This window comes from Croceibacterium segetis (genome assembly GCF_011320115.1).
Classification (GTDB): Bacteria; Pseudomonadota; Alphaproteobacteria; order Sphingomonadales; family Sphingomonadaceae; genus Croceibacterium_B; species Croceibacterium_B segetis.
The window spans coordinates 137,957-164,309 of the sequence record NZ_JAANOZ010000007.1 but is presented as its reverse complement, the minus strand read 5'-3'; the positions used below and the strand labels follow the sequence as shown (position 1 = coordinate 164,309).

25 protein-coding genes are annotated in these 26,353 nt (G+C 68.0%); 13 read left to right on the top strand and 12 right to left on the bottom strand.

Features of this window, described 5'->3' with window-relative positions; translation table 11 throughout:
- Positions 1 to 249: 249 nt before the first annotated feature.
- Positions 250 to 1,620 carry a L,D-transpeptidase family protein gene (locus tag G7B69_RS10370; RefSeq protein ID WP_166178907.1) on the bottom strand — a complete coding sequence of 457 codons (1,371 nt, stop codon included), beginning with the start codon at positions 1,618 to 1,620 and terminating at the stop codon, positions 250 to 252.
- Positions 1,621 to 1,747: 127 nt separating this feature from the next.
- On the opposite strand from G7B69_RS10370, the gene G7B69_RS10365 reads away from it, so the two are divergent.
- On the top strand, positions 1,748 to 2,623 hold the full coding sequence (locus tag G7B69_RS10365; protein WP_243415109.1) for a DMT family transporter: 876 nt from the start codon (positions 1,748 to 1,750) through the stop codon (positions 2,621 to 2,623).
- Here the strand turns inward: G7B69_RS10365 and G7B69_RS10360 are convergent.
- Positions 2,620 to 2,787 (bottom strand): hypothetical protein, encoded by a 168-nt coding sequence (locus G7B69_RS10360; RefSeq protein WP_166178905.1) that lies wholly within the window; start codon positions 2,785 to 2,787, stop codon positions 2,620 to 2,622. The two genes, G7B69_RS10365 and G7B69_RS10360, sit on opposite strands and share 4 nt — an antisense overlap.
- Positions 2,788 to 2,957: 170 nt before the next feature.
- On the opposite strand from G7B69_RS10360, the gene acnA reads away from it, so the two are divergent.
- Positions 2,958 to 5,633 (top strand): aconitate hydratase AcnA, encoded by a 2,676-nt coding sequence (gene acnA, locus G7B69_RS10355; RefSeq protein WP_166178903.1) that lies wholly within the window; start codon positions 2,958 to 2,960, stop codon positions 5,631 to 5,633.
- 10 nt (positions 5,634 to 5,643) lie between these two features.
- Here the strand turns inward: acnA and G7B69_RS10350 are convergent, their stop codons facing one another.
- On the bottom strand, positions 5,644 to 5,997 hold the full coding sequence (locus G7B69_RS10350; protein ID WP_166178901.1) for a hypothetical protein: 354 nt from the start codon (positions 5,995 to 5,997) through the stop codon (positions 5,644 to 5,646).
- A 189-nt stretch (positions 5,998 to 6,186) separates the two neighbouring features.
- Here G7B69_RS10350 and G7B69_RS10345 point away from each other — a divergent pair, with 189 nt between their 5' ends.
- Positions 6,187 to 6,630, top strand: coding sequence for a hypothetical protein (locus G7B69_RS10345; RefSeq protein WP_166178899.1), 444 nt, complete (start codon positions 6,187 to 6,189; stop codon positions 6,628 to 6,630).
- Positions 6,623 to 6,835 (top strand): helix-turn-helix transcriptional regulator, encoded by a 213-nt coding sequence (locus G7B69_RS10340; protein ID WP_166178897.1) that lies wholly within the window; start codon positions 6,623 to 6,625, stop codon positions 6,833 to 6,835. The genes G7B69_RS10345 and G7B69_RS10340 overlap by 8 nt, the downstream gene beginning before the upstream one ends.
- A 55-nt stretch (positions 6,836 to 6,890) precedes the next feature.
- On the opposite strand, the gene G7B69_RS16945 is transcribed toward G7B69_RS10340, so the two are convergent.
- Both G7B69_RS16945 and ruvB read right to left on the bottom strand, forming a co-directional pair.
- Positions 6,891 to 7,730 carry a PEP-CTERM sorting domain-containing protein gene (locus G7B69_RS16945; RefSeq protein ID WP_166178895.1) on the bottom strand — a complete coding sequence of 280 codons (840 nt, stop codon included), beginning with the start codon at positions 7,728 to 7,730 and terminating at the stop codon, positions 6,891 to 6,893.
- Between the two features lie 219 nt (positions 7,731 to 7,949).
- Positions 7,950 to 8,987 carry a Holliday junction branch migration DNA helicase RuvB gene (gene ruvB / locus G7B69_RS10330; protein ID WP_166178893.1) on the bottom strand — a complete coding sequence of 346 codons (1,038 nt, stop codon included), beginning with the start codon at positions 8,985 to 8,987 and terminating at the stop codon, positions 7,950 to 7,952.
- 142 nt (positions 8,988 to 9,129) lie between these two features.
- Here ruvB and G7B69_RS10325 point away from each other — a divergent pair, with 142 nt between their 5' ends.
- Positions 9,130 to 9,465, top strand: a complete 336-nt coding sequence (locus G7B69_RS10325) for a GIY-YIG nuclease family protein (RefSeq protein ID WP_166178891.1) — start codon at positions 9,130 to 9,132, stop codon at positions 9,463 to 9,465.
- Positions 9,466 to 9,506: 41 nt separating this feature from the next.
- On the opposite strand, the gene ruvA is transcribed toward G7B69_RS10325, so the two are convergent.
- A complete protein-coding gene (ruvA, locus tag G7B69_RS10320; RefSeq protein ID WP_166178889.1) occupies positions 9,507 to 10,103 on the bottom strand; it encodes a Holliday junction branch migration protein RuvA in 597 nt (198 codons plus the stop codon).
- Positions 10,104 to 10,183: 80 nt separating this feature from the next.
- Here ruvA and aroC point away from each other — a divergent pair, with 80 nt between their 5' ends.
- Positions 10,184 to 11,251, top strand: a complete 1,068-nt coding sequence (gene aroC / locus G7B69_RS10315; RefSeq protein WP_166178887.1) for a chorismate synthase — start codon at positions 10,184 to 10,186, stop codon at positions 11,249 to 11,251.
- 272 nt (positions 11,252 to 11,523) lie between these two features.
- Here aroC and G7B69_RS10310 read toward each other — a convergent pair whose 3' ends face one another.
- Positions 11,524 to 12,276, bottom strand: coding sequence for a hypothetical protein (locus G7B69_RS10310; protein ID WP_166178885.1), 753 nt, complete (start codon positions 12,274 to 12,276; stop codon positions 11,524 to 11,526).
- A 231-nt stretch (positions 12,277 to 12,507) separates the two neighbouring features.
- Between G7B69_RS10310 and katG the strand changes: the two genes are divergently transcribed.
- Complete coding sequence (katG, locus tag G7B69_RS10305; RefSeq protein ID WP_166178883.1) at positions 12,508 to 14,724, top strand: catalase/peroxidase HPI; 2,217 nt, start codon at positions 12,508 to 12,510, stop codon at positions 14,722 to 14,724.
- Between the two features lie 3 nt (positions 14,725 to 14,727).
- Here katG and G7B69_RS10300 read toward each other — a convergent pair whose 3' ends face one another.
- The 3 genes from G7B69_RS10300 to G7B69_RS10290 are packed head-to-tail and all read right to left on the bottom strand — an operon-like array spanning position 14,728 to position 17,138.
- Positions 14,728 to 15,273: a Smr/MutS family protein gene (locus G7B69_RS10300; protein WP_166178881.1), complete on the bottom strand. Its 546-nt coding sequence runs from the start codon at positions 15,271 to 15,273 to the stop codon at positions 14,728 to 14,730.
- Entirely contained in the window at positions 15,270 to 16,472 is a 1,203-nt protein-coding gene (gene mltA, locus G7B69_RS10295; RefSeq protein WP_166178879.1) for a murein transglycosylase A, read from the bottom strand. Before mltA ends, G7B69_RS10300 begins: the two co-directional genes overlap by 4 nt.
- Positions 16,473 to 16,481: 9 nt before the next feature.
- Positions 16,482 to 17,138: a Tim44/TimA family putative adaptor protein gene (locus G7B69_RS10290; protein WP_207785999.1), complete on the bottom strand. Its 657-nt coding sequence runs from the start codon at positions 17,136 to 17,138 to the stop codon at positions 16,482 to 16,484.
- A gap of 213 nt (positions 17,139 to 17,351) precedes the next feature.
- Here G7B69_RS10290 and secB point away from each other — a divergent pair, with 213 nt between their 5' ends.
- The 6 genes from secB (at position 17,352) to G7B69_RS10260 (ending at position 24,219) form a co-directional block, all read left to right on the top strand.
- Entirely contained in the window at positions 17,352 to 17,870 is a 519-nt protein-coding gene (gene secB / locus G7B69_RS10285; RefSeq protein ID WP_166178877.1) for a protein-export chaperone SecB, read from the top strand.
- A gap of 22 nt (positions 17,871 to 17,892) precedes the next feature.
- Positions 17,893 to 19,491 (top strand): murein biosynthesis integral membrane protein MurJ, encoded by a 1,599-nt coding sequence (murJ, locus tag G7B69_RS10280; RefSeq protein ID WP_166178875.1) that lies wholly within the window; start codon positions 17,893 to 17,895, stop codon positions 19,489 to 19,491.
- Positions 19,492 to 19,681: 190 nt separating this feature from the next.
- The gene (gene trpS, locus G7B69_RS10275; protein WP_166178873.1) at positions 19,682 to 20,743 is read left to right on the top strand and encodes a tryptophan--tRNA ligase; all 1,062 of its coding nucleotides are present in this window, start codon (positions 19,682 to 19,684) and stop codon (positions 20,741 to 20,743) included.
- A 75-nt stretch (positions 20,744 to 20,818) separates the two neighbouring features.
- Complete coding sequence (locus G7B69_RS10270) at positions 20,819 to 22,321, top strand: TolB family protein (protein ID WP_207785998.1); 1,503 nt, start codon at positions 20,819 to 20,821, stop codon at positions 22,319 to 22,321.
- A gap of 208 nt (positions 22,322 to 22,529) precedes the next feature.
- Positions 22,530 to 23,225, top strand: a complete 696-nt coding sequence (locus tag G7B69_RS10265) for a DUF4136 domain-containing protein (protein WP_166178933.1) — start codon at positions 22,530 to 22,532, stop codon at positions 23,223 to 23,225.
- 118 nt (positions 23,226 to 23,343) lie between these two features.
- On the top strand, positions 23,344 to 24,219 hold the full coding sequence (locus G7B69_RS10260; RefSeq protein ID WP_166178869.1) for an energy transducer TonB: 876 nt from the start codon (positions 23,344 to 23,346) through the stop codon (positions 24,217 to 24,219).
- Between the two features lie 8 nt (positions 24,220 to 24,227).
- Here the strand turns inward: G7B69_RS10260 and dut are convergent, their stop codons facing one another.
- Together dut and G7B69_RS10250 are read right to left on the bottom strand one after the other, a co-directional pair.
- Positions 24,228 to 24,692 (bottom strand): dUTP diphosphatase, encoded by a 465-nt coding sequence (dut, locus tag G7B69_RS10255; protein ID WP_166178867.1) that lies wholly within the window; start codon positions 24,690 to 24,692, stop codon positions 24,228 to 24,230.
- Entirely contained in the window at positions 24,679 to 26,298 is a 1,620-nt protein-coding gene (locus tag G7B69_RS10250) for a bifunctional phosphopantothenoylcysteine decarboxylase/phosphopantothenate synthase (RefSeq protein WP_166178865.1), read from the bottom strand. The genes dut and G7B69_RS10250 overlap by 14 nt, the downstream gene beginning before the upstream one ends.
- Between the last annotated feature and the right edge of the window lie 55 nt (positions 26,299 to 26,353).

Sequence of the window (26,353 nt, the reverse complement as noted above, 5' to 3'; positions counted from 1 at the left end):
CCGCCGCCCGCCCCTGCGCTGCGTCCGGACTGACGCCGCGCCGGCCGCGAAGGTCCTCACGTCGAGGCCTCGGACGGGTTCGCCCCGCCCGGGGCCTTCGCACGCCCGGCGATGTTGGATTTTCAGGTGAAATGCCAATGCTGCCGAACTCGGCCCGCGACTAGCGCGCCGCAAGGCCGAACCGCCGCCCGGGCTTATGCGAGGGAAGCCTGGCCGGGCGGATGCCCGGCGCCGGCGCTTGAGGTTAAATCAAGAGGTCTTCAGGTCGTCGACGATCGCTTCGACCTTTTCGCTGCTCTTGCGCGCGCGGTTGGCGACGCGCGGGGCGTCGAGCGCGGCGAGCACCGGGGCGTCGCGGCCGTAGATGTCCGTGAAGGTGCGCAAGTTGCCCTCGATGTCGCGGCCCATCGTGAAATAGGTGATGTAGACCGGCATCGTCTTGACCACCGGCACGCGCTTGTATTCGCCCGAAGTCGAGATCGCGATCGCCTCGTCCTTGCTCGCGCCCTGGCCGAGGATGGCGATGGTCATCCCCAGCTCGAGCGCGCGCTCGGTGCGGATGCAGCCGTGGCTGAGGGCGCGGTTGGCCTGGGCGAACAGGCCCCGCGCCGGAGTGTCGTGGAGGAAGATCGCATGCGGGTTGGGCATGTCGAGCTTGACCACGCCCAGCGAGTTGGTCGGCCCCGGCTGCTGGACCACGTAGATCGTCCCGTCGGCGGTCTTGGTGCCCTTGTAGCCGGCGGTCTTGGCCCAGGCCGGATTGGCCATGACTTTCGCGCCGAGCCCCTCGCCGACGACGATCGACTGCGGCACCGACCACGTGGGGTTGAAGATCACCCCCTCGACCGTCTCGGCGAGCTGCGGCGTGGCCGTCTTGCCCGGCTTGCCGACGATGGTCTTGTAGGTGCGGATGATGTGGTCGTTGACCGTCAGCCGCAGCTGGAACTCGGGGACGTTGGTGATCAGGTACTGCCCGCCCAGATCGCGCCCGAGCCAGCGCCAGCGATCCATGTTGGCGCGGATCAGCTTGCGCCGCTTGGCGTCGGTGGAGGTGGCCAGCTCGGCCTTGAGCGCGGCGTAGTCGGGGTGCGTCGGATCGAGCGCGGCGAGCGTGCCGGCGATGTCGTGGCTGGCGAGCGCGTTCGTCATCACCAGGCCTGTCGGCATCAGGTCGGGATCGGGATCGACCACGAACCACTGCTTGCGCGCCTGCATCGGGGTGCGCCCGTCGCGCAAGTCCTCGACCAGCCAGGCGAAGCTCTCGCTGGCGACCTGGTCGAGCTCGGGCCCGGGGCCGAAGGCGAGCGCCTGCTCGAGCGCGGCGGGATGATAATCGAGCGGATCGAGGCCTTCGGCGCCGATCGCCTGGATCGCCGTGAGCAGCTTCTTCGCGTCGCCGGCGGTCCACTGCTGGACGACCGGATACTGCGGCGCGGCGGCGGGAAGCGGCTGGACCACCGGATGCGAGGTGACCGGGACCGCGTCGTCCTCGAGCACCTTTTGCGGCAGCACCTTGTCGAACTGCGCGCCGGGATCCTTCGCGGCCTGCGCGAAGGCGGTGCTCGCCAGCGCGAGCGCGGACAGCGCCGTAAGCGAAAAGGTGCGCGAAATGCCTGTCATCGTATTTGCCCTGTTCGCCGCGGGGACCTGGCCCTCTCGCGACGCTCCTGTTTAGCTTATTTGGGGGCCGAGCATCAACCGGCGCGGCTGACTGGCGGCTGAATCGTCCACCGTCTAAAGGTTCAGGGTGCGCCCCGTCACGCCTTTCGCCACCGTGCTCGTCGGGATCGGCCTGTTCTCGCTGATGGACGCCCTGATGAAGGGCGCCTCGCTGGCGGTCGGGGCCTATTCGGCGCTTCTGATCCGCAGCGCGATCGGCCTCGCACTCGCCGCGCCGCTGTGGCTCGCCACCCGGCCCCGCCGGCCGGCCGCTTCGACCGTGCTCCTCCACTTGCTGCGCGGCACGGTCGCGGCGGGAATGGCGTTCACCTTCTTCTGGGGCATCGCCCGGCTGCCGCTGGCCGAGGCCATCGCCCTCAGCTTCGTCGCCCCGCTGGTCGCGCTCTATCTCGCGGCGCTGCTGCTCGGCGAGCGGATCGCCAGGCCGGCGGTGGCCGCCTCCCTGCTCGGCATCGCCGGCGTCGTCATCATAGCCGCGGCGCGGCTGAACAGCGGCGGGGTAAGCCAGGACACCGGCTGGGGAATTGCCGCGGTGCTTGCCTCGTCGCTGCTCTACGCCTGGAACCTCGTGCTGCAGCGCCAGCAGGCCCTGCTCGCCCGCCCGGCGGAAGTGGCCATGTTCCAGAACGCCGTCGTCGGCGGGGTCCTGGCGCTCGGCGCGCCGTGGCTGCTGGCGATGCCCACCGGCGATGCCTGGGCGTGGATCGCCGGGGCCGCCGTGCTGGCGGTCGCCGCGTCGATGGTCCTCGCCTGGGGCTATGCCCGCGCCGAGGCGCAAGTGCTGGTGCCGCTGGAATACTCGGGGTTCCTGTGGGCGTGCCTGTTCGGCTGGCTGTTCTTCCGCGAACCGGTGACCCCGCCGACTCTCGCCGGCGCCGCGCTGATCGTGCTCGGCTGCTGGATCGCCGCCCCGAAGAAGCGGCCCGAGCAGAGCGCCGCCTAGCCGCCCAGGTTGGCGGTCGTGGTTTCGACCGGCTTCCCCTCTCCGGCGAGCTTGTGCCAGATCAGCCCGAGAGCCCCGCCGGCGAACGCCGCCAGCAGCAGCGCCAGCGCCATGGCGACGACGTGGAGCGGTTCGCGCGGTCGTCCCGGCGGGCCGATGGGCATATCGAGCTTGTTCCTTCCCAAGCGAAACTAGCCGCTCGCGGCGGCGGTTCCAATCCCGCCGCCCTTGATTTTGCGCCTCGGAACGCGCAGGTGCGCGGCAAATTCCGGCCCCTCCCCCGCGATTGACGCGACTCCCCCGGCCGGACGCGAAACAGGAGGCTCACCGCGCAATGACTCAGGTCGGCAAGAATTCGCTCGATACCCGCAGCACCCTTAAAGTCGGCGGCAAGAGCTATGCCTACTACTCGCTCAAGAAGGCCGCCGAGAAGATCGGCGACGTGGCCCGCCTGCCGTTCAGCATGAAGGTCCTGCTCGAGAACCTCCTGCGCTTCGAGGACGCCGGCTTCACCGTTTCGCTCGGCGACGTCCAGGCGATCGCCGATTGGCTCAAGAGTCCGGTCACCGGCAAGGAAATCCAGTACCGCCCTGGCCGGGTGCTGTTGCAGGATTTCACCGGCGTGCCGTGCGTGGTCGACCTTGCCGCGATGCGCGACGCGATCAAGGCGCTCGGCGGCGACACCCATAAGATCAACCCGCAAGTACCCGTCCACCTCGTCATCGACCACTCGGTGATGGTCGACGAGTTCGGCACGCCCAAGGCTTTCGAGAACAACGTCGCGCTCGAATACCAGCGCAACGCCGAGCGCTACGACTTCCTCAAGTGGGGCTCGAAGAGCCTCGACAACTTCAGCGCCGTTCCTCCCGGCACCGGCATCTGCCACCAGGTCAACCTCGAGCATATCGCGCAAGGCGTGTGGTCGAGCGAGGACCAGGACGGGAACCTGGTCGCCTATCCCGACACCTGCGTCGGCACCGACAGCCACACCACGATGGTCAACGGCCTCGGCGTGCTCGGCTGGGGCGTCGGCGGCATCGAGGCCGAGGCGGCGATGCTCGGCCAGCCGATCTCGATGCTGATCCCCGAAGTCGTCGGTTTCAAGTTTACCGGGCGGCTGGCCGAGGGCGTCACCGCGACCGACCTCGTGCTGACCTGCACGCAGATGCTCCGCGCCAAGGGCGTGGTCGGACGTTTCGTCGAATACTTCGGCCCCGGCCTCGCCTCGCTCAGCCTCGCCGACCGTGCGACGCTGGCCAACATGGCCCCCGAATACGGCGCGACCTGCGGGTTCTTCGGGATCGACGACAAGACGCTCGAGTACATGGCCCTGACCGGCCGCAGCGAGGAGCAGCTCGCGCTGGTCGAGGCCTACGCCAGGGAGCAGGGCCTCTGGGCCGACCCGGCCAACGAAGACCCGGTGTTCACCGATACCCTCGAGCTCGACCTCGGCACCGTGGTTCCCTCGCTCGCCGGTCCGCGGCGCCCGCAGGACAAGGTCGCGCTGCCGCAAGTCGACGAGCTGTTCAACGAGGACCTCAAGACCCTCTACGGCAAGGCCTCCGCGCGGCGCTGCGCGGTCGACGGCGCCGAGCACGACGTCGGCGACGGCGACGTGGTCATCGCCGCGATCACCAGCTGCACCAACACCAGCAATCCCGACGTGATGATCGCCGCCGGACTCGTCGCCAGAAAGGCGCACGCCAAAGGCCTCAAACCCAAGCCGTGGGTCAAGACCAGCCTCGCGCCCGGCTCGCAGGTGGTCACCGACTACCTCATCAAGGCGGGATTGCAGGCCGACCTCAACGCGATCGGCTTCGATCTCGTCGGCTACGGCTGCACCACCTGCATCGGCAACTCGGGTCCGCTCGCCGAACCGATCAGCAACGCGATCAACAAGAACGACATCGTCGCCGCCTCGGTGCTCTCGGGCAACCGCAACTTCGAAGGCCGGGTGAGCCCCGACGTGCGCGCGAACTTCCTCGCCAGCCCGCCGCTGGTGGTCGCCTACGCGCTCAGGGGCACGGTCACCGAGGACATGATCGACACCCCGATCGGACAGGACCAGGCCGGTGCCGACGTCTTCCTCAAGGACATCTGGCCGACCAACGACGAGATCGCCAAGGTCCGCGCCGCCGCGATCGACCGCTCGATGTTCGAGGCACGCTATGCCGACGTCTACAAGGGCGACGAGCACTGGCGGAAGCTGGTCGTCGAAGGGTCCGACACTTACTCCTGGCGCGCCGGCAGCACCTACATCGCCAACCCGCCGTACTTCGAGGGGATGACGATGGACCCGGTGCCGGTCGTCGACATCGTCGATGCCAAGCCGCTGGCGATCCTCGGCGATTCGGTGACCACCGACCACATCAGCCCGGCCGGCTCGATCAAGGCCGACAGCCCGGCGGGCGAATACCTGCTGAGCCACCAGGTCGCCCGCAGCGACTTCAATTCCTACGGCAGCCGCCGCGGCAACCACGAAGTGATGATGCGCGGCACTTTCGCCAACATTCGAATCAAGAACGAGATGGTCCCCGGCGTCGAAGGCGGCATGACCAAGTACAATGGCGAGGTCATGCCGATCTACGACGCGGCGATGAAGCACAAGCAGGACGGCACCCCGCTGGTGGTGATCGCGGGCAAGGAATACGGCACCGGCTCGAGCCGCGACTGGGCCGCCAAGGGCACGATCCTCCTGGGCGTGCGGGCGGTGATCGTCGAGAGCTTCGAGCGCATCCACCGCTCGAACCTCGTCGGCATGGGCGTGCTGCCGCTGCAGTTCAAGGACGGCGACACCCGCGCGAGCCTCAAGCTCACCGGCGACGACAGCTTCACCATCCACGGCCTCGCCGAGCTGGCGCCGGGCCAGGACGTCGAGGTCGAAGTCACCCGCGCGACCGGCGAGGCCTTCACCTTCTCCGCCAAGTGCCGGATCGATACCGCCAACGAGATGGAGTACTACCTCCACGGCGGGATCCTCCAGTACGTGCTGAGGAAGCTCGCGGCCTAGGCTGGCAGGCTTATTCCTTGAACGGCAGCCAGCGCGCCTGATCGCAAGCTGGGGGCGGCGCGGCCTGGCCGTTGGCGTGCCTGGCCCTTTCGCATTTCAGCGCGGCGAGCAGGAACGGCAGCGCCGACGGCGGGCCGTCCGGAAGGGGGCAGCCGGCCGACTTGAGGCCGTCCAGCGAGAATTGCGCGAGCGCAACGAGGCTCGCGTCCTCGACAGAGCGTAGCTTGAGCGATTTGGCGGAACCGAGTGCGCCTTCAGCGGCGCTTTGCGCGAGGCGCTTTTCCAGTTTCTCGTACTCGCCCTGATACCGTACGCAGCGTTCGGCGGATGGCGTGGTGCCGGGCGCCGTCGCCGCCTGGGCCATTGCCGGCCCACTTGTGCCGACCGATCCGAGAATTGCGATGAAGGCGATCGCGTTGCGCATGAAATTCCCCCACCCGACCCGCTGCAGGGGTCTGCCACCGCGGATGGTGGGCGGTCAACAGGTCCGCTTGACATCGATGTAACCCACAGGTTACATGTAACCCAGAGGTTACACAGGGGAGTTCATATCATGCCGCTTTCCAATGTCGAAATGGCCGACCGGCTCAACCGCCGCCGCGCCCGCATGCTGCCGGTGCTCGCGGTGTTCGTGCTGATCCAGCAGGCCGCGTTCTTCAACTCGGGCGATCGCCTGCGCACCGTGGACCTGGTGCGCAACAGCGGCTGGATCATGCTGGCGACGGTGATCCTGGCCGGCCTGGTGACCGGGGGCTTCTGGTTTCGCTCGCGCGAGGTGCGCGAGCTGATGAACGACGAGGTGACGCTGGCCAACCGCGCGAGCGCGCTGACCTGGGGCTTCACGATGGCGATCGCCGCGGCGATCGCGCTGTTCGCGCTCGAATCCTTCGCCCCCGGTGGCGCGACGACGCGCGAAGTAATCCACATCATCGCCAGCGCGGGGTTGGTCACCGCCCTGCTCCGCTTCGGCTTCGTCGAACGGCGCGCTCTTGGCTGACCAGCTGAGCAACCGCGTCCGCATCGCCCGCGAGGCCAAGGGCCTCACCCAGGCCCAGCTCGCGGACTTGATCGGTATGAGCCGGAAGACCGTGAACACGGTCGAGAACGGCGTGTTCGTTCCTTCCACGGTGGTCGCGCTCAAGCTCGCCCGCGCGCTCGGCGAGCCGGTCGAGCGGCTGTTCTCGCTCGGCGACGGCGGATAGGAAGAGGGCGGTCCCCCCAGACCGCCCTCCCCTTAAGCCCGCGCCGGGAAGGGCATCACACGGCGGGGCTCGCAGCCTTTGGCTTGCGCCGGCGGCTGAACACCGCGAGCGCACCCATCGCGAAAAGCGCGACCATCGGCGGTTCGGGAACCTGGGTGCCCGAGCTGGTGCTGGTGCTCGAGCTGGTCGAGCTGGAGGTGCTGGTCGACGAGCTGGTCGAGCTCGAGGTCGACGAACTGGTCGACGTGCTCGAGGTCACGTTGCCCGAGGTCGAGGTGCTGGTCGAGACGTTGCCCGAGGTCGAGGTCGAAGAGCCGCCGGTCGAAGTCGATGTCGACGAGCCCCCGGTGCTGGTCGAGGTCGAAGTCGAGCTGCCGTTGACGTTGATGATCGTCCCGCCGCTGCTGCTCGAGCTGCCCGACGACGAGCCGCTGGTGGTGGTGGTCGAGCTGATCGACACGTGCCCGCCGCCGCTCGAGCCGCCGACGAAGCCGCCGAAGAACCCGCCGGCAAAGCCGCCTCCGCTCGATCCGCCGATCACCGCCGGAACCCCGCCGCCGCCGGCGACGAAGGCGCCCGCCGCGGGCGCCGGCAGCGGCACCATCGCGAACTGCTGCTCCTCGACGCAGGCCTTCTCGCCTTCGTGCTCGACCAGGCGCTTGGGCGCCTCGCATTCGTAAGTCACAGTGCGGTGCACGCGCTTGATCGTGCGCGGAACGGTCTTGCGGGCGACCTTGGTGTACTTCACCGGCCTGGCCGTCTTGACCTGCTTGACCGACTTGGTGCTGCGCACTTCCGCCGCCGGAGCTTCGGCGACGTGAACCGCGCCGCCGACGGCGATCGCGCCGCCCGCAGCGATCGCGGACAGTTTCGCCAGGGCCGTTCGTACCGACATGGGCTTTCCTCAGCTTCGACGGGTGTTCCCTGACCGTGCGACAAGACCGCACCGGCTTGACCCGTTGCCGCCAAGAACCGCGCAAACCGCCGGCGCGGCAACCGGATTAACCACGAATCCGGGTCCTGGGAGCGATTTTCTTGCGCTAATTCCGGGGCTTGGCCGCGCCTTGTCCCGTTATGGAACCGAAGCGGAGGCGCCGTTAACGAATGCGCCTGCTCACTTTCCACCTTCGCCGGAATCGAACAGCCCGGTCTGCGAGCCCGTCGGCGGGTTGAGCCCGAGGTGCTTCCAGCCGCCGTCGTTCAGGCAGCGCCCGCGCGCGGTGCGGGCGACGAGGCCGAGCTGGATCAGGAACGGCTCGATCACGTCCTCGACCGTGTCGCGCGGCTCGGCGAGGCCAGCGGCAAGGGTTTCCACCCCGACCGGGCCGCCCTTGTAGATGTCGGCGATCATCGTGAGGTAGCGCCGGTCCATAGCATCGAGGCCGAGGGCATCGACCTCGAGCTTCGTCAGCGCGGCATCGGCCACTTCGGCGGTAACCGTCGGCGACCCGGCGACATGGGCGAAGTCGCGCACCCGCCGCAGCAGCCGTCCCGCCACCCGCGGCGTCCCGCGCGCGCGGCGGGCGATCTCGCGCGCGCCCGCTGGATCGACGGCCACGTTGAGCATCCGCGCGCCGCGCTGCACCACCCGCTCGAGTTCCTCGACGGTGTAGAAGTTGAGCCGCACCGGGATGCCGAAGCGGTCGCGCAGCGGCGTCGTCAGCAGCCCCTGGCGGGTGGTCGCGCCGATCAGGGTGAACGGCGGCAGGTCGATCCGCACCGAACGCGCCGAAGGCCCCTCGCCGATGATCAGGTCGAGCGCGCGGTCCTCCATCGCCGGGTAGAGCACTTCCTCGACGACCGGATTGAGCCGGTGGATCTCGTCGATGAACAGCACGTCGTGCGGCTCGAGGTTGGTCAGGAGCGCGGCGAGGTCGCCGGTCTTGCCGATCACCGGGCCGCTGGTGGCGCGAAAACCAACGCCCATCTCGCGCGCGACGATCTGCGCCAGCGTGGTCTTGCCGAGCCCCGGCGGACCGAAGAACAGGACATGGTCCATCGCCTCGCCGCGGTGGCGCGCCGCCTCGATGAACACCCGCAAGTTCTCCCGCGCCGCCTCCTGCCCGACGAACTCGCCGAGCGACTTCGGCCGCAGCGCGGCGTCGGGGTCCTCAGGCTGGCGCTGGGGGGAGAGGGCGGGGTTATCGGTCATGGGTCCGCGCTTCAGGCAAGATGGATGCTGAAACGAGTTCAGCATGACGAGTTTCGAGGACGGAAGGTTTTAGAACCATTCCAAACCTTTCTTCGTCACCCTGAACTTGTTTCAGGGTCCATTTCTCGGCACGCTCCGGAGCATGCGGCAAGAGCGCGACCCTTGCGTCTATCTCCTCTCGAACGGGTACTACGGGGCGATCTATATCGGCGTCACCTCGAACCTGCTGCAGCGGCTCGTGCAGCATCGCGAGGGGCTGCTGACGGGGTTCACCAAGCGGTACAAGGTTCACCGCCTCGTGCACTTCGAGATGTTCGGCGACATGGAGCGGGCGATCCTGCGCGAGAAGCAGCTCAAGCGCTGGCACCGGCAGTGGAAGATCAACCTGATCAACGCCGCGAACCCCGAGTGGAAGGACTTGGCTGTTGGGTTGGGTTTGCCGCCGCTTGCTCCGGGTAAACGGCACAATGGATCCTGAAACAAGTTCAGGGTGACGGTCTGGAGGGCTGGATGTTGGGCTCATCCCGCCGCCCTCTTCAGCGCCACGCGGACGAGGTCGTTCAACCCCGCGTCCACTCCCAGCTCCGCCTGCGCATGCGCGACTGCGCTCGCGGCGACGGCGGGCTTGAAGCCGAGGTTCTGCAGCGCCGAGACCGCGTCGGCGCTGGCGCTGCCGACCGGCGCGGCCACGGCCGCTGCGACGCCGCCCGGCATCCCGCTGGCCTTGTCCTTGAGCTCGTTGACGATCCGCCCGGCGAGCTTCGGGCCGACGCCTTGCGCGCGGGCGACCATCGCGGCGTCCTGCGCGGCGCAGGCGGCTTGCAGCTCGGCCGGAGAAAGCGCCGAGAGGATCGCCAGGCCGACTTTGCTGCCGACGCCCTGCACGCCGGTCAGCAGGCGGAACCAGTCGCGCTCCTCCCCGGTGGCGAAGCCGAGCAGGCGCAGGTCGTTCTCGGAGACCTGCAGGTCGGTGAACAGCGTGCAGTCATCGCCAGCGATACCCAGCGCGGAGAGCGTCTTCGACGAGCAATGGACGAGATAGCCCACGCCGCCGACGTCGATCACCGCCCAGTCCGCGCCGGTTTCGTCGAGCCTGCCCGTCAGCTTGGCAATCATGTTTTGTTCCTGCCCCCGAACAAACCGTTTGGCCAGCCCATTATGGACAGCCGCCCACAGTTGCGCCAAACGCTCCGCCCATGAGCTGGAACACCTTCGGCCGGTCCTTACGCTTTACCACCTGGGGCGAGAGCCACGGGCCGGCGCTCGGCGCCGTGGTCGACGGATGCCCGCCGGGGCTCGCGCTCGACGAGGCGGCGATCCAGCCCTTCCTCGACGCGCGGCGGCCGGGGACCAGCAAGTTCACCACCCAGCGCAAGGAGCCGGACGAGGTCCGCATCCTGTCAGGCACGTTCGAGGGCAAGACGACCGGCACGCCGATTTCGCTGATGATCGAGAACGTCGACCAGCGTTCGAAGGACTATTCGGAAGTCGCCAAGGCCTATCGCCCGGGCCACGCCGACTATGCCTACGACGCCAAGTACGGCTTCCGCGACTATCGCGGCGGCGGGCGCAGCTCGGCGCGCGAGACGGCGGCGCGGGTCGCGGCGGGCGCGGTGGCGCGCCTGGTGATCCCCGAGGTAAAGATCACCGCCTACGTCTGCGAGATCGGCGGCGATGCGATCGACCGCGAGGCGTTCGACGCCGAGCAGATCGGCCAGAACCCGTTCTTCTGCCCCGACGCGTGGGCGGCCAAGCGGTGGGAGAAGCTGGTCGACGACGCGCGGCTCGACGGCTCGAGCCTCGGCGCGGTGGTCGAATGCGTGGCCGAGGGCGTCCCCGCCGGCTGGGGCGCGCCGATCTACGCCAAGCTCGACGCCGACCTCGCCAGCGGGATGATGGGCATCAACGCGGTCAAGGCGGTCGAGATCGGTACCGGCTTCGCCGCCGCCCGCCTGCGCGGCGAGCAGAACGCCGACCCGATGCGGCCGGGCGCCGAGGGCCCCGAGTTCCTCGCCAACAATGCCGGCGGCATCGCCGGGGGCATCTCGACCGGCCAGCCGGTGGTGGTGCGCGTGGCGTTCAAGCCGACCAGCTCGATCCTGATCGCGCAGGAGACCGTGACGCGAGAGGGCGAAGCAACCGAACTCGCCACCAAGGGCCGCCACGACCCCTGCGTCGGCATCCGCGGCACGCCGGTCGTCGCGGCGATGATGGCGCTGGTGCTGGCCGACCACAAGCTGCTTCACCGGGCGCAGTGTGGGTAGCTGACACGAGATGAGACTAGAGAAGCGCTATCGCGCCCGTATCATTCGCAAATTGGAGTCCCGCGATTCCGGCATCGGCAGGATAATCGTGGGTGACGCGGAAGAAGCGAATTGGATTCTTCCGCTGCTCCCTGCTGGGCTCATATGCTGGGCGTTCTCTTTGACTGGTTCATCGTCATTGCCGGTCCTAATTCCCGCGCTTGGGATATCGCTCGCAGGGATATCCTATGTACTTTGGGTCAGAATCAAATGGCTCACGGACTGGCGGAAGGTCAGCGATAGTGGACAAGGCCAAGAATAACCGCCGCGAACCGGTCAAACGGCGCCGAATGCACCACGACGTTGTGCATCACGCCCTCGACCAAAATCCACCCAGCGCCGAGCATCGAATAGCGGCTGATCCGGCCCGTGCGGCGCCATTCGTGGATCAGAATGGCCAGCGCCATCGACCATAGCGTGAGATAGAGCGGCACCACCGGAATGGGCGCCAGCCCGAGCGCCTCCGACCAGAAACGGTTCACCCCCGGCGGCAGCACCGGGAGCATGGCGAACAGGATCAGCCGCTTGTGGATCTCCGGCCGCCGGCGGTTGCGGATCGCCAGCGTGAACATGGTCGTGAAGCCGGCGAAGGCGCACAGGCCGAGGTAGAGCCCGTCGGTACCCGGCGCGAGACCCTTGAGCATCGCGCTGCGGGTGGCGATCAGCTGCAGCGAGAGGCCGAAGATCATGATCGCGGTGGCGTGGGCGATGCCCCACATGCCGAGGCTGCGGTGAAGCCTGACGTTGCCCGCGCCGACCAGCGCCGATTGCGTCACCAGCAGGATCATCCAGCTGACGAAAATCACCGCATGCAGATGGACGATGGGTGGCGCGGGCGGAAAATCGCCCCGTAGAGCCGGCAGGAAGGAGTGCATCCCGAATCCGCCGAAGACGAACACGCACATCGCCAGCGTCATCCAGAAGAAGAACGACGGCCGGAAGCGGCGGGCGGCGGCGGGCACGGTAACGATGGCAGGCGCGGTCATGGCTTGTCCCCCCGAAGCCGAAACGGTCCAGCCTCTTACAGGCAAGCGGAAGGGTCGTTCAATCGGATCGGCTTTAATCGATGATCTAAATCAATCAGCGTTGATTGATTTATTCGCTCAACCTTATCGGACTATCCCGCTTCGCCCTCGCCCCGCCGCTTGCTAGTGTCGTCACGTCATTTTCGCGCGGCATGAGTCGCGCCTGCTCAACCCAACACAGGAGAGACACCCATGGACGCCAAGACCGGATCGATCGAAGGCGGTTGCCCCGTCCCCCATGGCGGCGGCGTGCGCGCGCTGCTCGGCCGCACCAACCGCGACTGGTGGCCGGAAATGCTGGCGACCGAGATCCTCAATCCCAACGGGCCGACCAATCCGCTGGGCGAGGATTTCGACTACGCCGAGGCGTTCAACGCGGTCGACTACAACGGCCTCAAGGCCGACCTGACCGCGCTGATGACCGACAGCCAACCCTGGTGGCCGGCCGACTACGGCCACTACGGCCCGTTCTTCATCCGCATGGCCTGGCACGCGGCCGGCACCTACCGCACCGCCGACGGGCGCGGCGGGGCCAACAGCGGGCAGCAGCGCTTCGCCCCGCTCGATTCGTGGCCCGACAACGGCAACCTCGACAAGGCCCGCCGCCTGCTGTGGCCGATCAAGCAGAAGTACGGCCAGAACATCTCGTGGGCCGACCTGTTCATTCTTGCCGGCAACGTCGCCATCGAGAGCATGGGCGGCCCGGTGTTCGGCTTCGGCGGCGGCCGCGCCGACGTCTACGAGCCCGAGCGCGACATCTACTGGGGCAGCGAGGACAAATGGGTCAACGAAGGCGTGCAGACCCGCATCGACCCCGACCATGGCCTGGCAGAACTCGAAGGCCCGCTCGCGGCGATCCAGATGGGCCTGATCTACGTCAACCCCGAAGGCCCGGGCGGCAACCCCGACCCGCTGCAATCGGCGCGCGACATCAAGGTGACGTTCGAACGCATGGCGATGAACCATGAAGAGACCGTCGCTCTCACCGCCGGCGGCCACACCTTCGGCAAGGCGCACGGCAACGGCGACCCGTCGAAGCTGGGCCCGGCCCCGGCCGGCGGCGATCTTGCCGCGCAGGGCTTCGGCTGGGTCAGCACCAACGAGAGCGGCTGCGGCGAGCACACCGTGACCAGCGGCATCGAGGGATCGTGGGTCAACACCCCGACCCACTGGAGCCAGAACTACTTCCGCCTGCTGCTCGATTACGACTACGAGCTGGTGAAGAGCCCGGCGGGCGCCCAGCAGTGGCAGCCGATCAACCAGAAGCCGGAAGACATGGCCCCGGCCGCGTGGGACCCGAACATCAAGGTCCCGACGATGATGACCACCGCCGACATGGCGCTCAAGATGGATCCCGAGCTGCGCGCGATCAGCGAGAAGTTCAGGAACGACCACGAAGCGTTCAAGGACGCCTTCGCCCGCGCCTGGTTCAAGCTGACCCACCGCGACATGGGGCCGAAGGCGCGGTACCTCGGGCCGGAAGTGCCGGCCGAGGACCTGATCTGGCAGGACCCGATCCCCGCCGGGACGATGCCGTCCGACGCCGACGTGGCGGCGGCGAAGAAGCGGATCGCCGACAGCGGCCTCACCGTCAGCCAGCTGATCAAGACCGCCTGGGCCTCCGCCTCGACCTACCGCAAGTCCGACCACCGCGGCGGCGCCAACGGCGCGCGCATCCGCTTCGCGCCGCAAAAGGACTGGGAGGTCAACGAGCCCGCGATGCTCTCGATGGTCCTCGCCAAGCTCGATGAGGTGCGCGGCAACCTGTCGCTGGCCGATGCCATCGTGCTCGGCGGCGTGGTCGCGCTCGAGAAGGCGATCAGGGACGCCAGCGGCAACGTGCCGGTACCCTTCACCGGCGGCCGCGGCGACGCGACGCAGGAGCAGACCGACGGCGACAGCTTCGCGGTGATGGAGCCCGAAGCCGACGCCTTCCGCAACTACGTCGGCAAGAAGAAGCTGGCGGTGAAGGTCGAGGAGATGATGCTCGACAAGGCCAGCCTGCTCGGTCTCTCGGTGCCAGAGATGGTCGTGCTGATCGGCGGCTTGCGCGTGCTCGGCGCCAACCACGGGGAGCGCGGCCACGGCCACTTCACCAAGCGCTCCGGCCAGCTGACCAACGACTTCTTCGTCAATCTCTACGACATGACCAACGTCTGGAAGGCGGTCGAGGGATCGGACGACCAGGAGTACGTCGCCACCGACCGCAAGGAAGGCGGGGAGAAATGGCGCGCCACCCGGGCCGACCTGATCTTCGGGTCGAATTCGGAGCTCCGCGCGGTCGGCGAGGTCTATGCCCAGAAGGGCGGGCAGGAGAAGTTCGTCAAGGACTTCGTCAAGGCCTGGACCAAGGTCATGAACGCCGACCGTTACGACCTCAACTACGCCAAGTACCACAAGGCCGCGTAAGCCTCAGCGAGCCTTTCTGAGGACCAGGTACAGCGCACCGTCGCCCCCGTGGCGGCGGTGCGCTTTCCTTATGGCGGCGATGCTTGAGGCGTGCGGGCCCACCGCCAGCCAGTCGAGCACCTTGGCTCTGATCGCCCCCCGCCGCTCACCCCGGTCGGCGGCTTCTGCCGGGCGCGGCTTGCCGGTTATCACCAGCACAACCCGTGCGCCGAGCGCCTTCGCCTGCGCGAGTCCGTGATCGAGCCGGGTGTGCGCCGTGGCCAGCGTGTGGCCGTGGAGGTCGAGGGTGAAGTCGGGCGCAAGCGTGCCGCGCGTGAGTTTGCGCTCCCAGGCGGAGTCGAGGCCCGGCCCTGGCGGCGGAGGCGGGGCGACCGGTTGCGGGCGAGGCGGTGGAACGCGGCCTTTCGGGGGTTTCGGCACGGCCTCGGCGGGCTCAACCACCAGCTCAATCGCTTTGCGAACAGGAACCGCGCGCATCGGCTTCACCGTCGCTGCCAGGCGCGCCCAGGCGGCGGCCTCGTCGGCGGTCAGCCCGCGCGGCGGCTTCATCGCGTGTTGAGGCGCGCGAGCGTGCCCTTGGGAACCAGCACCAGCGCATCGCCGCGCGCGCTCATTCCGCCGGCGACTTGCCGCGCCTGCTCGCCCGCGCCCCAGAAGCTGTCGAAGCGGTTGGCGCCCTTGATCGCTCCGCCGACGTCCTGCGCCACCCACAGGCCATCGACCTCCGGCCGGTCGGCATCGATCAGCACCGGCGCGCCGAGCGGGACGAACGCCGGGTCGGCGGCGACCGACGTCTGCGGCCGCACCGGCACGCCGAGCGATCCGAGCGGCCCTTCTCCGCGCACTTCGCTGAAGAACACCCAGCTCTCGTTGAGGTCCATGATGTCCTTGGCCTCGGCCGGATGGTCGCGCAGGTAGCGGACGATCCCCTGCATCGATGTCGGGTACGGCGTGCCGTCGCCGATCAGTCCGCGCTGCTTCATCACCTGGCCGATGCCGGTATAGCCGCGCCCGTTCTGCCCGGCGTAGCCGAGCCGGATGACGCTGCCGTCGGGCGCGCGCAAACGGCCGGAGCCCTGGATCTCGACGAAGAACAGGTCGATCGGATCGGCCGCCCAGGCGATCACCGGTGCCTTGCCGGCGAGCGCTCCGGCCTCGATCTCGGCGCGGCTGAAATAGGAGACGAACTTGCCGCTTTCATCGTAGCGGCCGAGCGGCGCGCGTCCCGTCCGCTGATCGGGCGGCGTCTCGTCGGGCCAGCCGCGTACGAGGTCGGTGGGCAGGCCGTAGACCTGCACGTCGTATCCGGGCGCCTGGGTCCGCTGCCCAGCGATTTCTGGCTCGTAGTAGCCGGTGACGAAGCTCTTGCCGTCGCCGATGCGCGCGGCCTCGAACCAGCGCTCGAAGAAGCCCAGCGCGTCGCTTTTCGGCCAGGTGGCGGCCGAGGCGCAGGCAGGTTGCCAGTCCTCGGGGCGGGTCAGCCCGCTCTTGTCCTCGCGGCGGAGGAGCTGCGGGCAACTGAGCTGGAACGAAGCGAGCGCGGCGGCGGCCTTGGCCTGGGCGATGCCGTAGGAAGCGAGCGACGGCCCGGCGGCGACGCCGGCGAGGATGGCGCTTGAGGGGGTAGGGGTGGGCGTCGGACGGGGCTGCGTGCCGGGCGGGATCAGCGGTCCGCAGCTGCCGAGCAGGAGGATGGCGGCGAAGGCTGCGGTGTAATTGCCGAAACGACCGCGACCCCTCCCCCGCATCTCAGGCCATCAGCCCTCGTCGGTTTCGTCGAGCAACCAGTCGGGCCCGGCGGCGGTGACGTCGCGCATGAAGGTCCAGATATCGCGGCTCTCGATCGCATCGTCGAGCGAGCCGGCGACGACGTTGCCGTCCTTGTCGCGAGTGACGGTGGCGATGTCGGCGACGAAGCGCACCGCGATGCGGGCGATCTTGCCGTCGAGCGTGGCCGAATGGATGGTCGTTTCCTCGATCCGGATCAGCCGGTTGTCGAGCTTTTCGCCGGCCGCCTCGCGCGCGTCGATCGCGGCGGCGAAGCTCTCGTAAACGTCGCGGTCGCAGAGCTGGTTCAGCTCGGCCTTGTCACCGCGCCAGAACGCCTCGAGGATCATCGCGTAGGCGGCCTTGGCGCCGTCGATAAACGGCAGCAGGTCGAAACGGCGGTCGGCGGCGGCGATCTCGCGAATGCCGCGCTCGGTCGCCGCGGGGACGCCGGCGAGTTCGCGCTGCGGACGCAGGGTCTGCTGGCCCGGAGGCAGCACCGGCTTGGGCGCATTGGCGCTTTCGCCCGCGTCGAAACGCTGCGCGACCGGCTCCTCCTCATGCTCCGCCCGGCGCCCAAGCACCGAATAGAGCCGCAAGCCCAGGAAGGCCGCGATCATGGCGAGGATGACGATCTCGTAAATCACTTCGTTTCAGTCCCGTTTCACTCGGACAAGCACCCGGTGGGCCGCTTGGTTCCGATTGTGCCCGAGATAGGGCCTAATTACAAATGAACAACTGCGGAACGGGCCGGTCCGGCGCATTTCGCGGGCGCGCCAGCCGTTTCCGTTGCGGGCGTGTCACACGGCTGCTACGCGCCCGCCATCCGTAGTCTCCGCATTGCAGCAGAAAGCATTTCCATGGCCGAAGAAGGCGACGTCCTCACCGATCTCAACCCGCAGTCCAACGGCAACGGCGCCGACACGTCGCCGGTCGCCGGGATTATCACGCAATACGTCAAGGACCTCTCGGTCGAGAACCCCAAGGCGCCCGACTCGTTCGGCTGGACCGATGCGCCCGAGCTGGACGTGCAGTTCAACATCGCCGCGCGGGTTATGAACGACGAGGTGCAGGAAGTTACCCTGAAGATCTCGGTCAACGCCAAGATGCAGCAGGGCACCGCCTATATCGTCGAGCTCGCCTATTGCGGACTCGTCGGCATGCGCAACATGCCCGACGACCAGAAGCACGCCTTCGTCTACGCCGAGGCGCCGCGCTTCCTGTTCCCGTTCGCCCGCCGGGTGATCGCCGACGCCACCCGCGATGCGGGTTTTGCCCCGCTGGTGCTCGATCCGATCGATTTCGGCGCGATCTACGTCCAGCAGCTGCAGGCGCAGCAGGAGCAGGCCGGCGAAGCGCCGGTCGAGGGCGAAGCCTGAGCCGAGCCCGGAGGGGGCCCGCATGAGCAGCCTCGTCCGCAACGTCGGCACGATCGGCGGGCTGACCGCGGTTAGCCGGGTGTTCGGCTTCATCCGCGACATGATGCTCTCGCGCGTGCTCGGCGCGGGAATGGCGTCGGATGCCTGGCAGCTCGCCTTCACCCTGCCCAACACCTTCCGCCGGCTGTTCGCCGAAGGCGCGTTCTCGGTCGCCTTCGTGCCGATGTACACCCGCGCCCTGCATTCCGAAGGCGGCGAAGATGCGGCGGCCAGGTTCGCCAGCGACGTGCTCGCGGTGTTCGTCTGGGTCCTGCTCGGCTTTTCGGCGCTGTGCATGCTCGCGATGCCCGGCATCGTCTGGCTGCTGGCGCGCGATTATCAAGAGGTCCCCGGCAAGTTCGAGCTGGCGGTGAGCCTGTCGCGCATGACCTTCCCCTATCTTGCGCTGGTCAGCCTGGTGGCGATGCTTTCGGGCCTGCTCAACGCGCGCTCGAGGTTCGCCCCCGGTGCGGTCGTTCCGGTGCTGCTCAACCTGGTGATGATCGGCGGCATCCTGACCGGTTACGTCTTGCGTGAGCGCGGCGGCGACGACGTCACCGTCGCCTGGTCGCTGGCGGTTTCGCTCGCGATCGCCGGCATGGCGCAGCTTGCCTACATGGCCTGGGCGACGCGCAAGGCGGGCGTCACGCTGGTCGTGCGGATGCCCAAGCTGACGCGCGAGGTCCGCCGTCTGGGAATGCTGATCCTCCCGGCGACTTTCGGCGCGGGGATCTACCAGATCAGCCAGCTGGTCGACACGTTCTTCGCCACCAGCCTGCCGCAAGGTTCGCTGACCCTGCTCAAGCTGGCCGACCGGCTCAACCAGATGCCTCTGGGCATTTTCGGCATCGCGCTGGGCACGGCGATCCTGCCGATGCTCGCGCGGCACATCCAGACCGGCGACAGCCGCGAGGCGCAGCGGCTGCAGGCGAACGCGGTCGAGGTCGGCACGCTGCTGACCCTGCCCGCCGCCGCCGCCCTGGCGATCTGCGCCCCGGCGTTCGTCACCGCGTTCTTCGTCGGCGGGAAGATGACCCCGGACAAGGGTGCGATCATGGCGCACATCGTCGTCGCGCTGGTCTGCGGGCTGCCCGCCTACGTGCTGGTCAAGGTATTCCAGCCCGCGTTCTTCAGCCGCGAGGACACCCGGACCCCCGTGGCCGTCGCGGCCGGCGCGCTGGTGATCAACATCGGCCTGAACTTCGCGGTCGTGCCGCGCTTCGGCATCGTCGGCCTTGCCGCCGCAACGGCGACGACGGCGACGCTCAACGTGGTGACGCTCTACACCCTGCTGCAGATCCGCGGCTGGTTCCACTTCACCGGCAAGCTCGCGAGCCGGATCGGGCGGCAAATTGTCGCCACGGCGGCGATGTCTGCGGCGCTCCTGCTGCTGATGCCGCTGATGGCCGACCGCTACGGCGGCAGCGTGCTCGAGCGCGTGGGGTCGCTCACCGTGCTGGTGTCGGCGGGACTGGTGGTCTTTTTCGCGGTGGCCTGGCTCGTCGGCGCTTTCGACAAGGACTTGATCGGTCAGCTCAGGCGCAGACGGCCTCCCAAGCAGCCGGTCGACCTCGCCGAGTAGGGGTTTCGCAGCCCGCCCTTTGTGATATGGGCGCGACATGGACCGGACCGCCCTCGAACGGACAGCGTTGCGCCGCCTTGCGGCTGGCAGCCGGGCGGCCTGGCGATGGCGTCGGAGCGCTTGAACTAGCGCCCTCGGCCCGGGCCAACGGGCTGCCATCCTTGATCCAATTCACGTAAAGGCCCTCACCATGCGCGTCGTTTCCGGCATCCAGCCCACCGGCAACCTCCACCTCGGCAATTATCTCGGCGCGATCCGCAACTGGGTGCGGATGCAGGACGAGATGGAGGAAGCCAATCGCGCTCAAGCGGCCGAAGGCGGTAGCGCAGCCAAGAAGCTCAACGAATGCCTGTTCTTTCTCGCCGACCTCCACGCGATCAGCCAGCCGCACGTTCCCGCCGAACTGAAGGCGGCGACGCTCGAGATGACCGCGGCGCTGGTCGCCTGCGGCATCGACCCCAGGCGCTCGGTGCTGTTCAACCAGGCGCAAGTCCCAGCGCACGCCGAGCTGCAATGGCTCCTGAGCGGCACCGCGCGGATGGGTTGGTTGGGCCGCATGACGCAGTGGAAGGACAAGGCGGGCAAGAACCGCGAAGGGCAAAGCGTCGCGCTGTTCTCCTACCCGGTGCTGCAGGCCGCCGACGTGCTGCTCTACCAGGCGACCCATGTGCCGGTCGGCGAGGACCAGAAGCAGCACCTCGAGCTGGCGCGCGATATCGCCCAGAAGTTCAACAACGACTTCGCCAGCGAAGATTCGCCGGTCTTCACCCTGCCCGAGCCGATCATCCCGCCCGGCGCGGCGCGGATCATGAGCCTGCGCGACGGCACCGCGAAGATGAGCAAGTCCGACCCTTCCGAGATGAGCCGGATCAACCTCAGCGACGACGCCGACGAGATCATGCGCAAGGTCAGGAAGGCCAAGACCGACCCCGAACCGTTGCCGAGCGAGGCCGCGGGCCTCGACGGCCGGCCCGAGGCGCTCAATCTCGTGACGATCTACGCCGCCCTCGCCGGCCAGTCGGTCGAGGCGGTGCTGGGCGAGCATGGCGGCCAGGGCTTCGGCGCCTTCAAGCCGGCGCTCGGCGAGCTGATGGTCGAGGTCCTCGCCCCGATCGCCACGCGCTTCAACGAGCTGCGGCACGACCGCGAATCGCTCGACGCGATCCTCGTCCGCGGCGCCAGCAAGGCACGCGAATGGGCCGCGCCGACGCTTTCGGCAGCCTACAACGCCCTCGGCCTAGTTCGCCCCTGAGGAGACTCGCGCGGGCGCATTGTTAGCGCTATCATTCCCCGGAATCGGGGGATGGAGATGCGCAAGGCAATCATTATGACGGCACTGGTCTCGCTGTGGGCGGGGGCGGCGCTGGCTGAGCCGGTCGGACAGTTCGCCGACCACCGCGACGTCGGCGCGGTTTCTACGCCGGGGCGGGTCACATTCGCCGGCGACGCCTACCGGGTCAGCGCCAGCGGCGCCAACATCTGGGATCGTGCGGATGCCTTCCACTACGCCTGGACCGAGCGTTCGGGCGACCTGCACATCGCCGCCGACATCGCCTTCGAGGGCGCCGGGAGCGACCCGCACCGCAAGGCGGGGCTGATGATCCGCCAGAACCTCACCCCCGGCTCGCCTTATGCCGACGTCATGCTCCACGGCGACGGCCTGGTCGCGCTCCAGTACCGGGAAGTGCAGGACGGGCCGACACGGCAGATCGTCTCGGCCGTAGCCCACCCCAGCCGCGTGCGGCTCGAGCGCGAGGGAGACTTCGTCTATTTCTCGGTCGCCGGGCCCGACGGGGTGCTTCATCACGCCGGCGGCAGCTTCCGCATTCCGTTCCAGGCGCCGTACCTGGTCGGGCTGGCCCTCTCGGCGCACAACAACGCGGTCACCGAGACGGCCCGGTTCTCGCATGTCGAGCTGACCGTTCCGAAGCTCGCCTATGTGCCCGACACCGGCTACGCCGCGCAAGTCGAGGCGAGCCTGGAGGTGATCGAAGTCGGCGGCGTTCGCTCGCGCCGGGTCGTGCGCCAGTTCGACGGCAAGATCGAGGCGCCGAACTGGAGCCGGGACGGCAAGACACTGATCTACAACGCCGGCGGCCGTATCTGGCGCATTCCGGTCGAGGGAGGTGAGCCGGTGCAGATCGACACCGGGCGCTATCTCGACAACAACAACGACCACGGCCTCTCGCCCGACGGCAGGCTGCTGGCGATCTCCGACCAGATCGAGCCCGACAACCTCAGCCGCATCCACGTCGTCACCCTCGACGGGTCCGCGCCGGTTCGCACGCTGGTCGACGATCCGCAGGCGCGCTCGTACTGGCACGGCTGGTCGCCCGACGGCGCGACGCTGGCCTATGTCCGCGTCGGCGCCGGCGACGGCAGCTACGACATCTGGACCCACGCCTTGGCCGGAGGCGCGCCCACGCCGCTCATCGTCGGCCCCGGCGTCGACGACGGCCCCGAGTACTCGCCCGACGGCCGATACCTCTACTTCAACTCGACCCGCTCGGGCGCAATGGCGCTGTGGCGCGCGCGGGCCGACGGCGGCGATCCGGTGCAGCTGACCCGCGACCCGGCGCGGCGCGACTGGTTTGCCCATCTGTCGCCCGACGGGAAGTGGATCGCCTATATCTCGTTCGGCGACGACGTGGCGCTGCCCGATCATCCGCCGAACCGTAGCGACGTGCAGATCAGGCTGATGCCGGCCGACGGCAGCGCCCCGCCCGAGATCCTCACCCGGCTGTTCGGCGGACAGGGGACGCTCAACGTGCCGAGCTGGTCGCCCGACGGGAAATCGATCGCCTTCGTCAGCTATCGGCTGAAACGCTGATCGCGCGGCGAGAGCAAATGCTCGATTCGGACCGGCATCCCAAGCTTGATAACCCTGAAAAACCACGCTTTTCTGCGCGTTTGCGTTCAAGCGCTATTCAGCCCGGCGGCTTTATGACACGTTCTATCGTTCACAGCCTCGCGCGCGCTCTTGAAGGTGCACCCGCGCGGCGCACCTGGGTTTCGGAGACAGATTCGAGATGAGCATCATGACAATCGGGCGCGGCCTCAAGCTCGCGCTGGTCACCGCGGCGCTGGCCGGCCTCGCCGCCTGCACCTCGGCATTTCGCGCCGACGTTTCGCACTTCGCCAGCCAGCTGCCGGCCCCGGCCGGGCAGACCTTCACGGTGGTGCCCGACGACCCGGCGCTCGCCGGCTCGCTCGAGTTCCAGCAGTATGCGCACTTCGTGGCCGACCACATGGCCGCGCTCGGCTACCAGCCCGTCAACGATCCGAAGCAGGCGACCCTGCTCGTGCGCTTCGACTATGGCGTCGACCGCGGGCGTGAGCGGGTCACGACAACCCCCGGCTTCGGCTACCGCGATCCGTTCTACAGCCCGTGGTACAGCTATCCGGTGGTCTACCGCGGCCGCCACGGCCACACCCGCATCGGCTACGTGCCTTACAGCCCGTGGGGCTATGGCTGGTACGATCCGTTCTTCGGCGGTCCCGACGTCGAGAGTTATACCGTCTACACCAGCGGCATCGACCTGAAGATCGATCGCGCGGCGGACAACGCCCGGCTGTTCGAAGGCAAGGCGCAGGCCGTTTCGACTTCGAACCGCCTGCAGTACCTGGTGCCCAACCTGGTCGAAGCGATGTTCACCGATTTCCCCGGTGATTCGGGCGAGACCGTGCGCATCTCGGTCGCCCCGGAGCGGCAGCCGGTGAAACGGACCAACTGACACCGCGACAAGCGTTGAGCGAGAAGGGCGGGCCCATTGCGGGCTCGCCTTTCTTGTTTCCAGCGAAGACCTTGTGCGGCCCTCCCTCATGGGTCATCTTGCCCGAGGGGAGTCGCACATGGGCAATCTGGCAAGATCGATGGCGGCCACCGCCGCGGCGGCGATCCTGGCGAGCCTGTCGCTCGCCTCCTGGGCGCAAGCGCCGGCGGACCCCTGGAAACTCGGGCAGGCCTCCGAAAATTGCTTCCTCTCGCGCAGCTTCGGAAGCGGCGCACAGAAGATGGATGTGTTCATTCAGTCGTTCGGCTCCGCGACCCCTTATCACGTGATCTTGCGGGGTCCGGGCCTGCCGCTCCGCCCGCAGCGGGCCGAATTCGCCCGGATCACCCTTGGTGGAACCGATGAGCAGGACACCTTTGCACTGATCGGAAAATCGGGAGAAATTCCGATGGCGGTATTCGCTGCAGCCTTGCCGCGTCCGCTGATGATGACCGGCATGATCTACAACTACACAGGGTTCAAGGCCGGAACCGTGGTGCGGATCGATGGCTCCGCCGAAACCCTGACGTTCGACATGGAGGACATGGAGCCGCTGTCGCTTCAGCTCGGACCGATGGCCGGCGAATACGAGCGTCTCGATGCCTGCGCACAGGCGCTCGAAGACAAATGGATTCGCGCCGCGTCGCCGACCGCCACGCCGATCAAGGGCCCCGAGCTGCTCCACGCCAAGGAAACCGTTTGGCACATGAAGTACCCTGAAAACCTGCTGCTCAATCGGATCAGCGGGCTGGTCGAGCTGCGGATGACCGTCGACGCCAAGGGCCGCGCCCGCGATTGCGTGGTACAGATGGCGACCTGGGCCAGCCGCTTCGGCGAGGATTCATGTTCGGCTCTGGAACAGACAGCTCGCTTCCAGCCCGCGACCGATTCGAACGGCAATCCAGTCAGCGCCCTCTTCCGAACGGGGGCGATCTTCGTGATCCACGACTGGTAGATGATTGGCTAAAGCGCCCGATGCCCGCCGGTCGAGCCGAAGCCGCCGGCACCCCGCACGGTCTCGTCCAGTTCGGCGACTTCGGACCACTTGGCGAGCGTAACCGGCGCGAGGATCAGCTGGGCCACGCGATCGCCGCGATGGATCGCGAACGGTTCGCTGCCGTGATTGATCAGGATCACCTTGAGCTCGCCGCGATAGTCGGAATCGATCGTGCCCGGCGTGTTGGGCACGCTGATGCCGTGCTTGAGCGCGAGCCCCGAGCGCGGACGCACCTGGATCTCGTAGCCCGGCGGGATCGCCACGGCCAACCCGGTGGCCACCGCGTGACGGGCGCCGGGTGCGAGCGTGAAGTCCTCGGCCGAGAGCACGTCCATCCCGGCAGCCCCGTCGGTGGCGTAGCGCGGCAGCTCGAGCCCTTCGCCGTGCGGCAGCCGCGTAACCTGGACCGTCACACGTTCACTTGAGCTCATCGACGATCCGTTCGACCAGTTGCTTGGCGACGTCGATCTTGCTCATCGGCTCCCAGGTCTCCTCGCCGATTTCCCTCACCAGCGTGACCTGGTTGTCGGCCCCGCCCATCACGTCGCCGGAAACGTCGTTGGCGATGATCCAGTCGGCGCCCTTGTTCTTACGCTTCTTGCGCGCGTTCGCGAGCAGATCGTCGGTCTCGGCGGCGAAGCCGATCACCAGCTTGGGCCGCTTCTTGTCGCCGGCGACGTTCACCAGGATGTCGGGATTCTCGGTCAGCAGCAGCGCGGGCGGCGCGTCACCGCGCTTCTTGAGCTTGTAGGGCAGGTAGTCGCGGGTGCGCCAGTCGGCCACCGCGGCGACGAGCACCGCGACATCGGCCGGCAAGGCGCTCTTCACGGCCTTGGCCATCTGCTCGGCGCTTTCGACGTCGATCCGCTTGACCCCGCGCGGCGTCTCGAGATGCACCGGACCGGAAACCAGCGTCACTTTCGCGCCCGCGGCGGCGGCGGCGGCGGCAATCGCGAAACCCTGTTTCCCGCTGGAGCGGTTGGCGATGTAGCGCACCGGGTCGAGCGGCTCGTAAGTCGGCCCGGCGGTGACAATCACATGCTTGCCCTTGAGCGGCCCCTTCTTCGGGTCGTTCGCGGGATCGGCAATGAACACCGGTTCGGGTGCGGATTCGGTTACTTCGGGTTCGGCAACGGGAACAGGCTCGGCGGCGACCGGCTCGGGTGCGACCTGGTTGGGATTGACCTCGTGGTTGAGCGCTTCGGCATCGGTCGGCGGGGCGGCTTTCGCGCTGCCCTTCTTGGCGAGAATTGGGCTCGAGAGGTCGGGCGTGGCGAGCACTTCCTCCTCCTCGATGACCAGCGAGGCGAACGCGGCGTCGTCGAACTCCACCTCGTCCTCGGCGACGCGCCGCGGCGTGCTGCGCGGGATGATCGAGGCGAGCAAGTCGCCCAGCCCGCCGAATCGCGAATGGGTTTCTTCCTCTTCCGGCTCTTCCTCAGGCTCGAGCGCCTCGAGGTAATCGGCGATCTCCTGCGCCCCTGCCTCGCCGGGATCGAGACCGAGCGTGTCGGCAATCTCGAGCCAGACCATTTCCGGCTCCGGCAGGCGGCCGGCGCCGAACTCACCGCAGGCCATCTCGCCTTCCTCGGGCTGCATCACCCGAACGCCGGCTTTCTTGAGCAGGCCGACGTTGCGCTGGGTCGCCTCGTGCTCCCACATCCGCACGTTCATCGCCGGCACCGCGAGCACCGGCTTGTCGGTGGCGAGGATCAGGGTGGTGCCGAGATCGTCGGCGATCCCGGCGGCCATCTTGGCCATCAGGTCGGCGGTGGCGGGGCAGACGACCACAAGGTCCGCCTGCCGGCTCAGCTGGATATGGCCGATCTCGGCTTCGTCCTTGAGGTCCCACAGGCTCGAGAAGACCTGCTTGCCGGAGAGCGCGGCAAGGCTCATCGGCGTGACGAACTGCGAACCGCCTTCGGTCAGCACGCACGTCACTTCGCCGCCGCCCTTCTTGATCAGGCGGACGAGCTCGCAGGCCTTGTACGCGGCGATTCCGCCGCCCACGACCAGAAGGATGCGTGGCTGTGCCATGCTTCCCGTAGGTAACCTCCCGCAGTACCAACAGCTCAAGGCACCCTAACCGGGC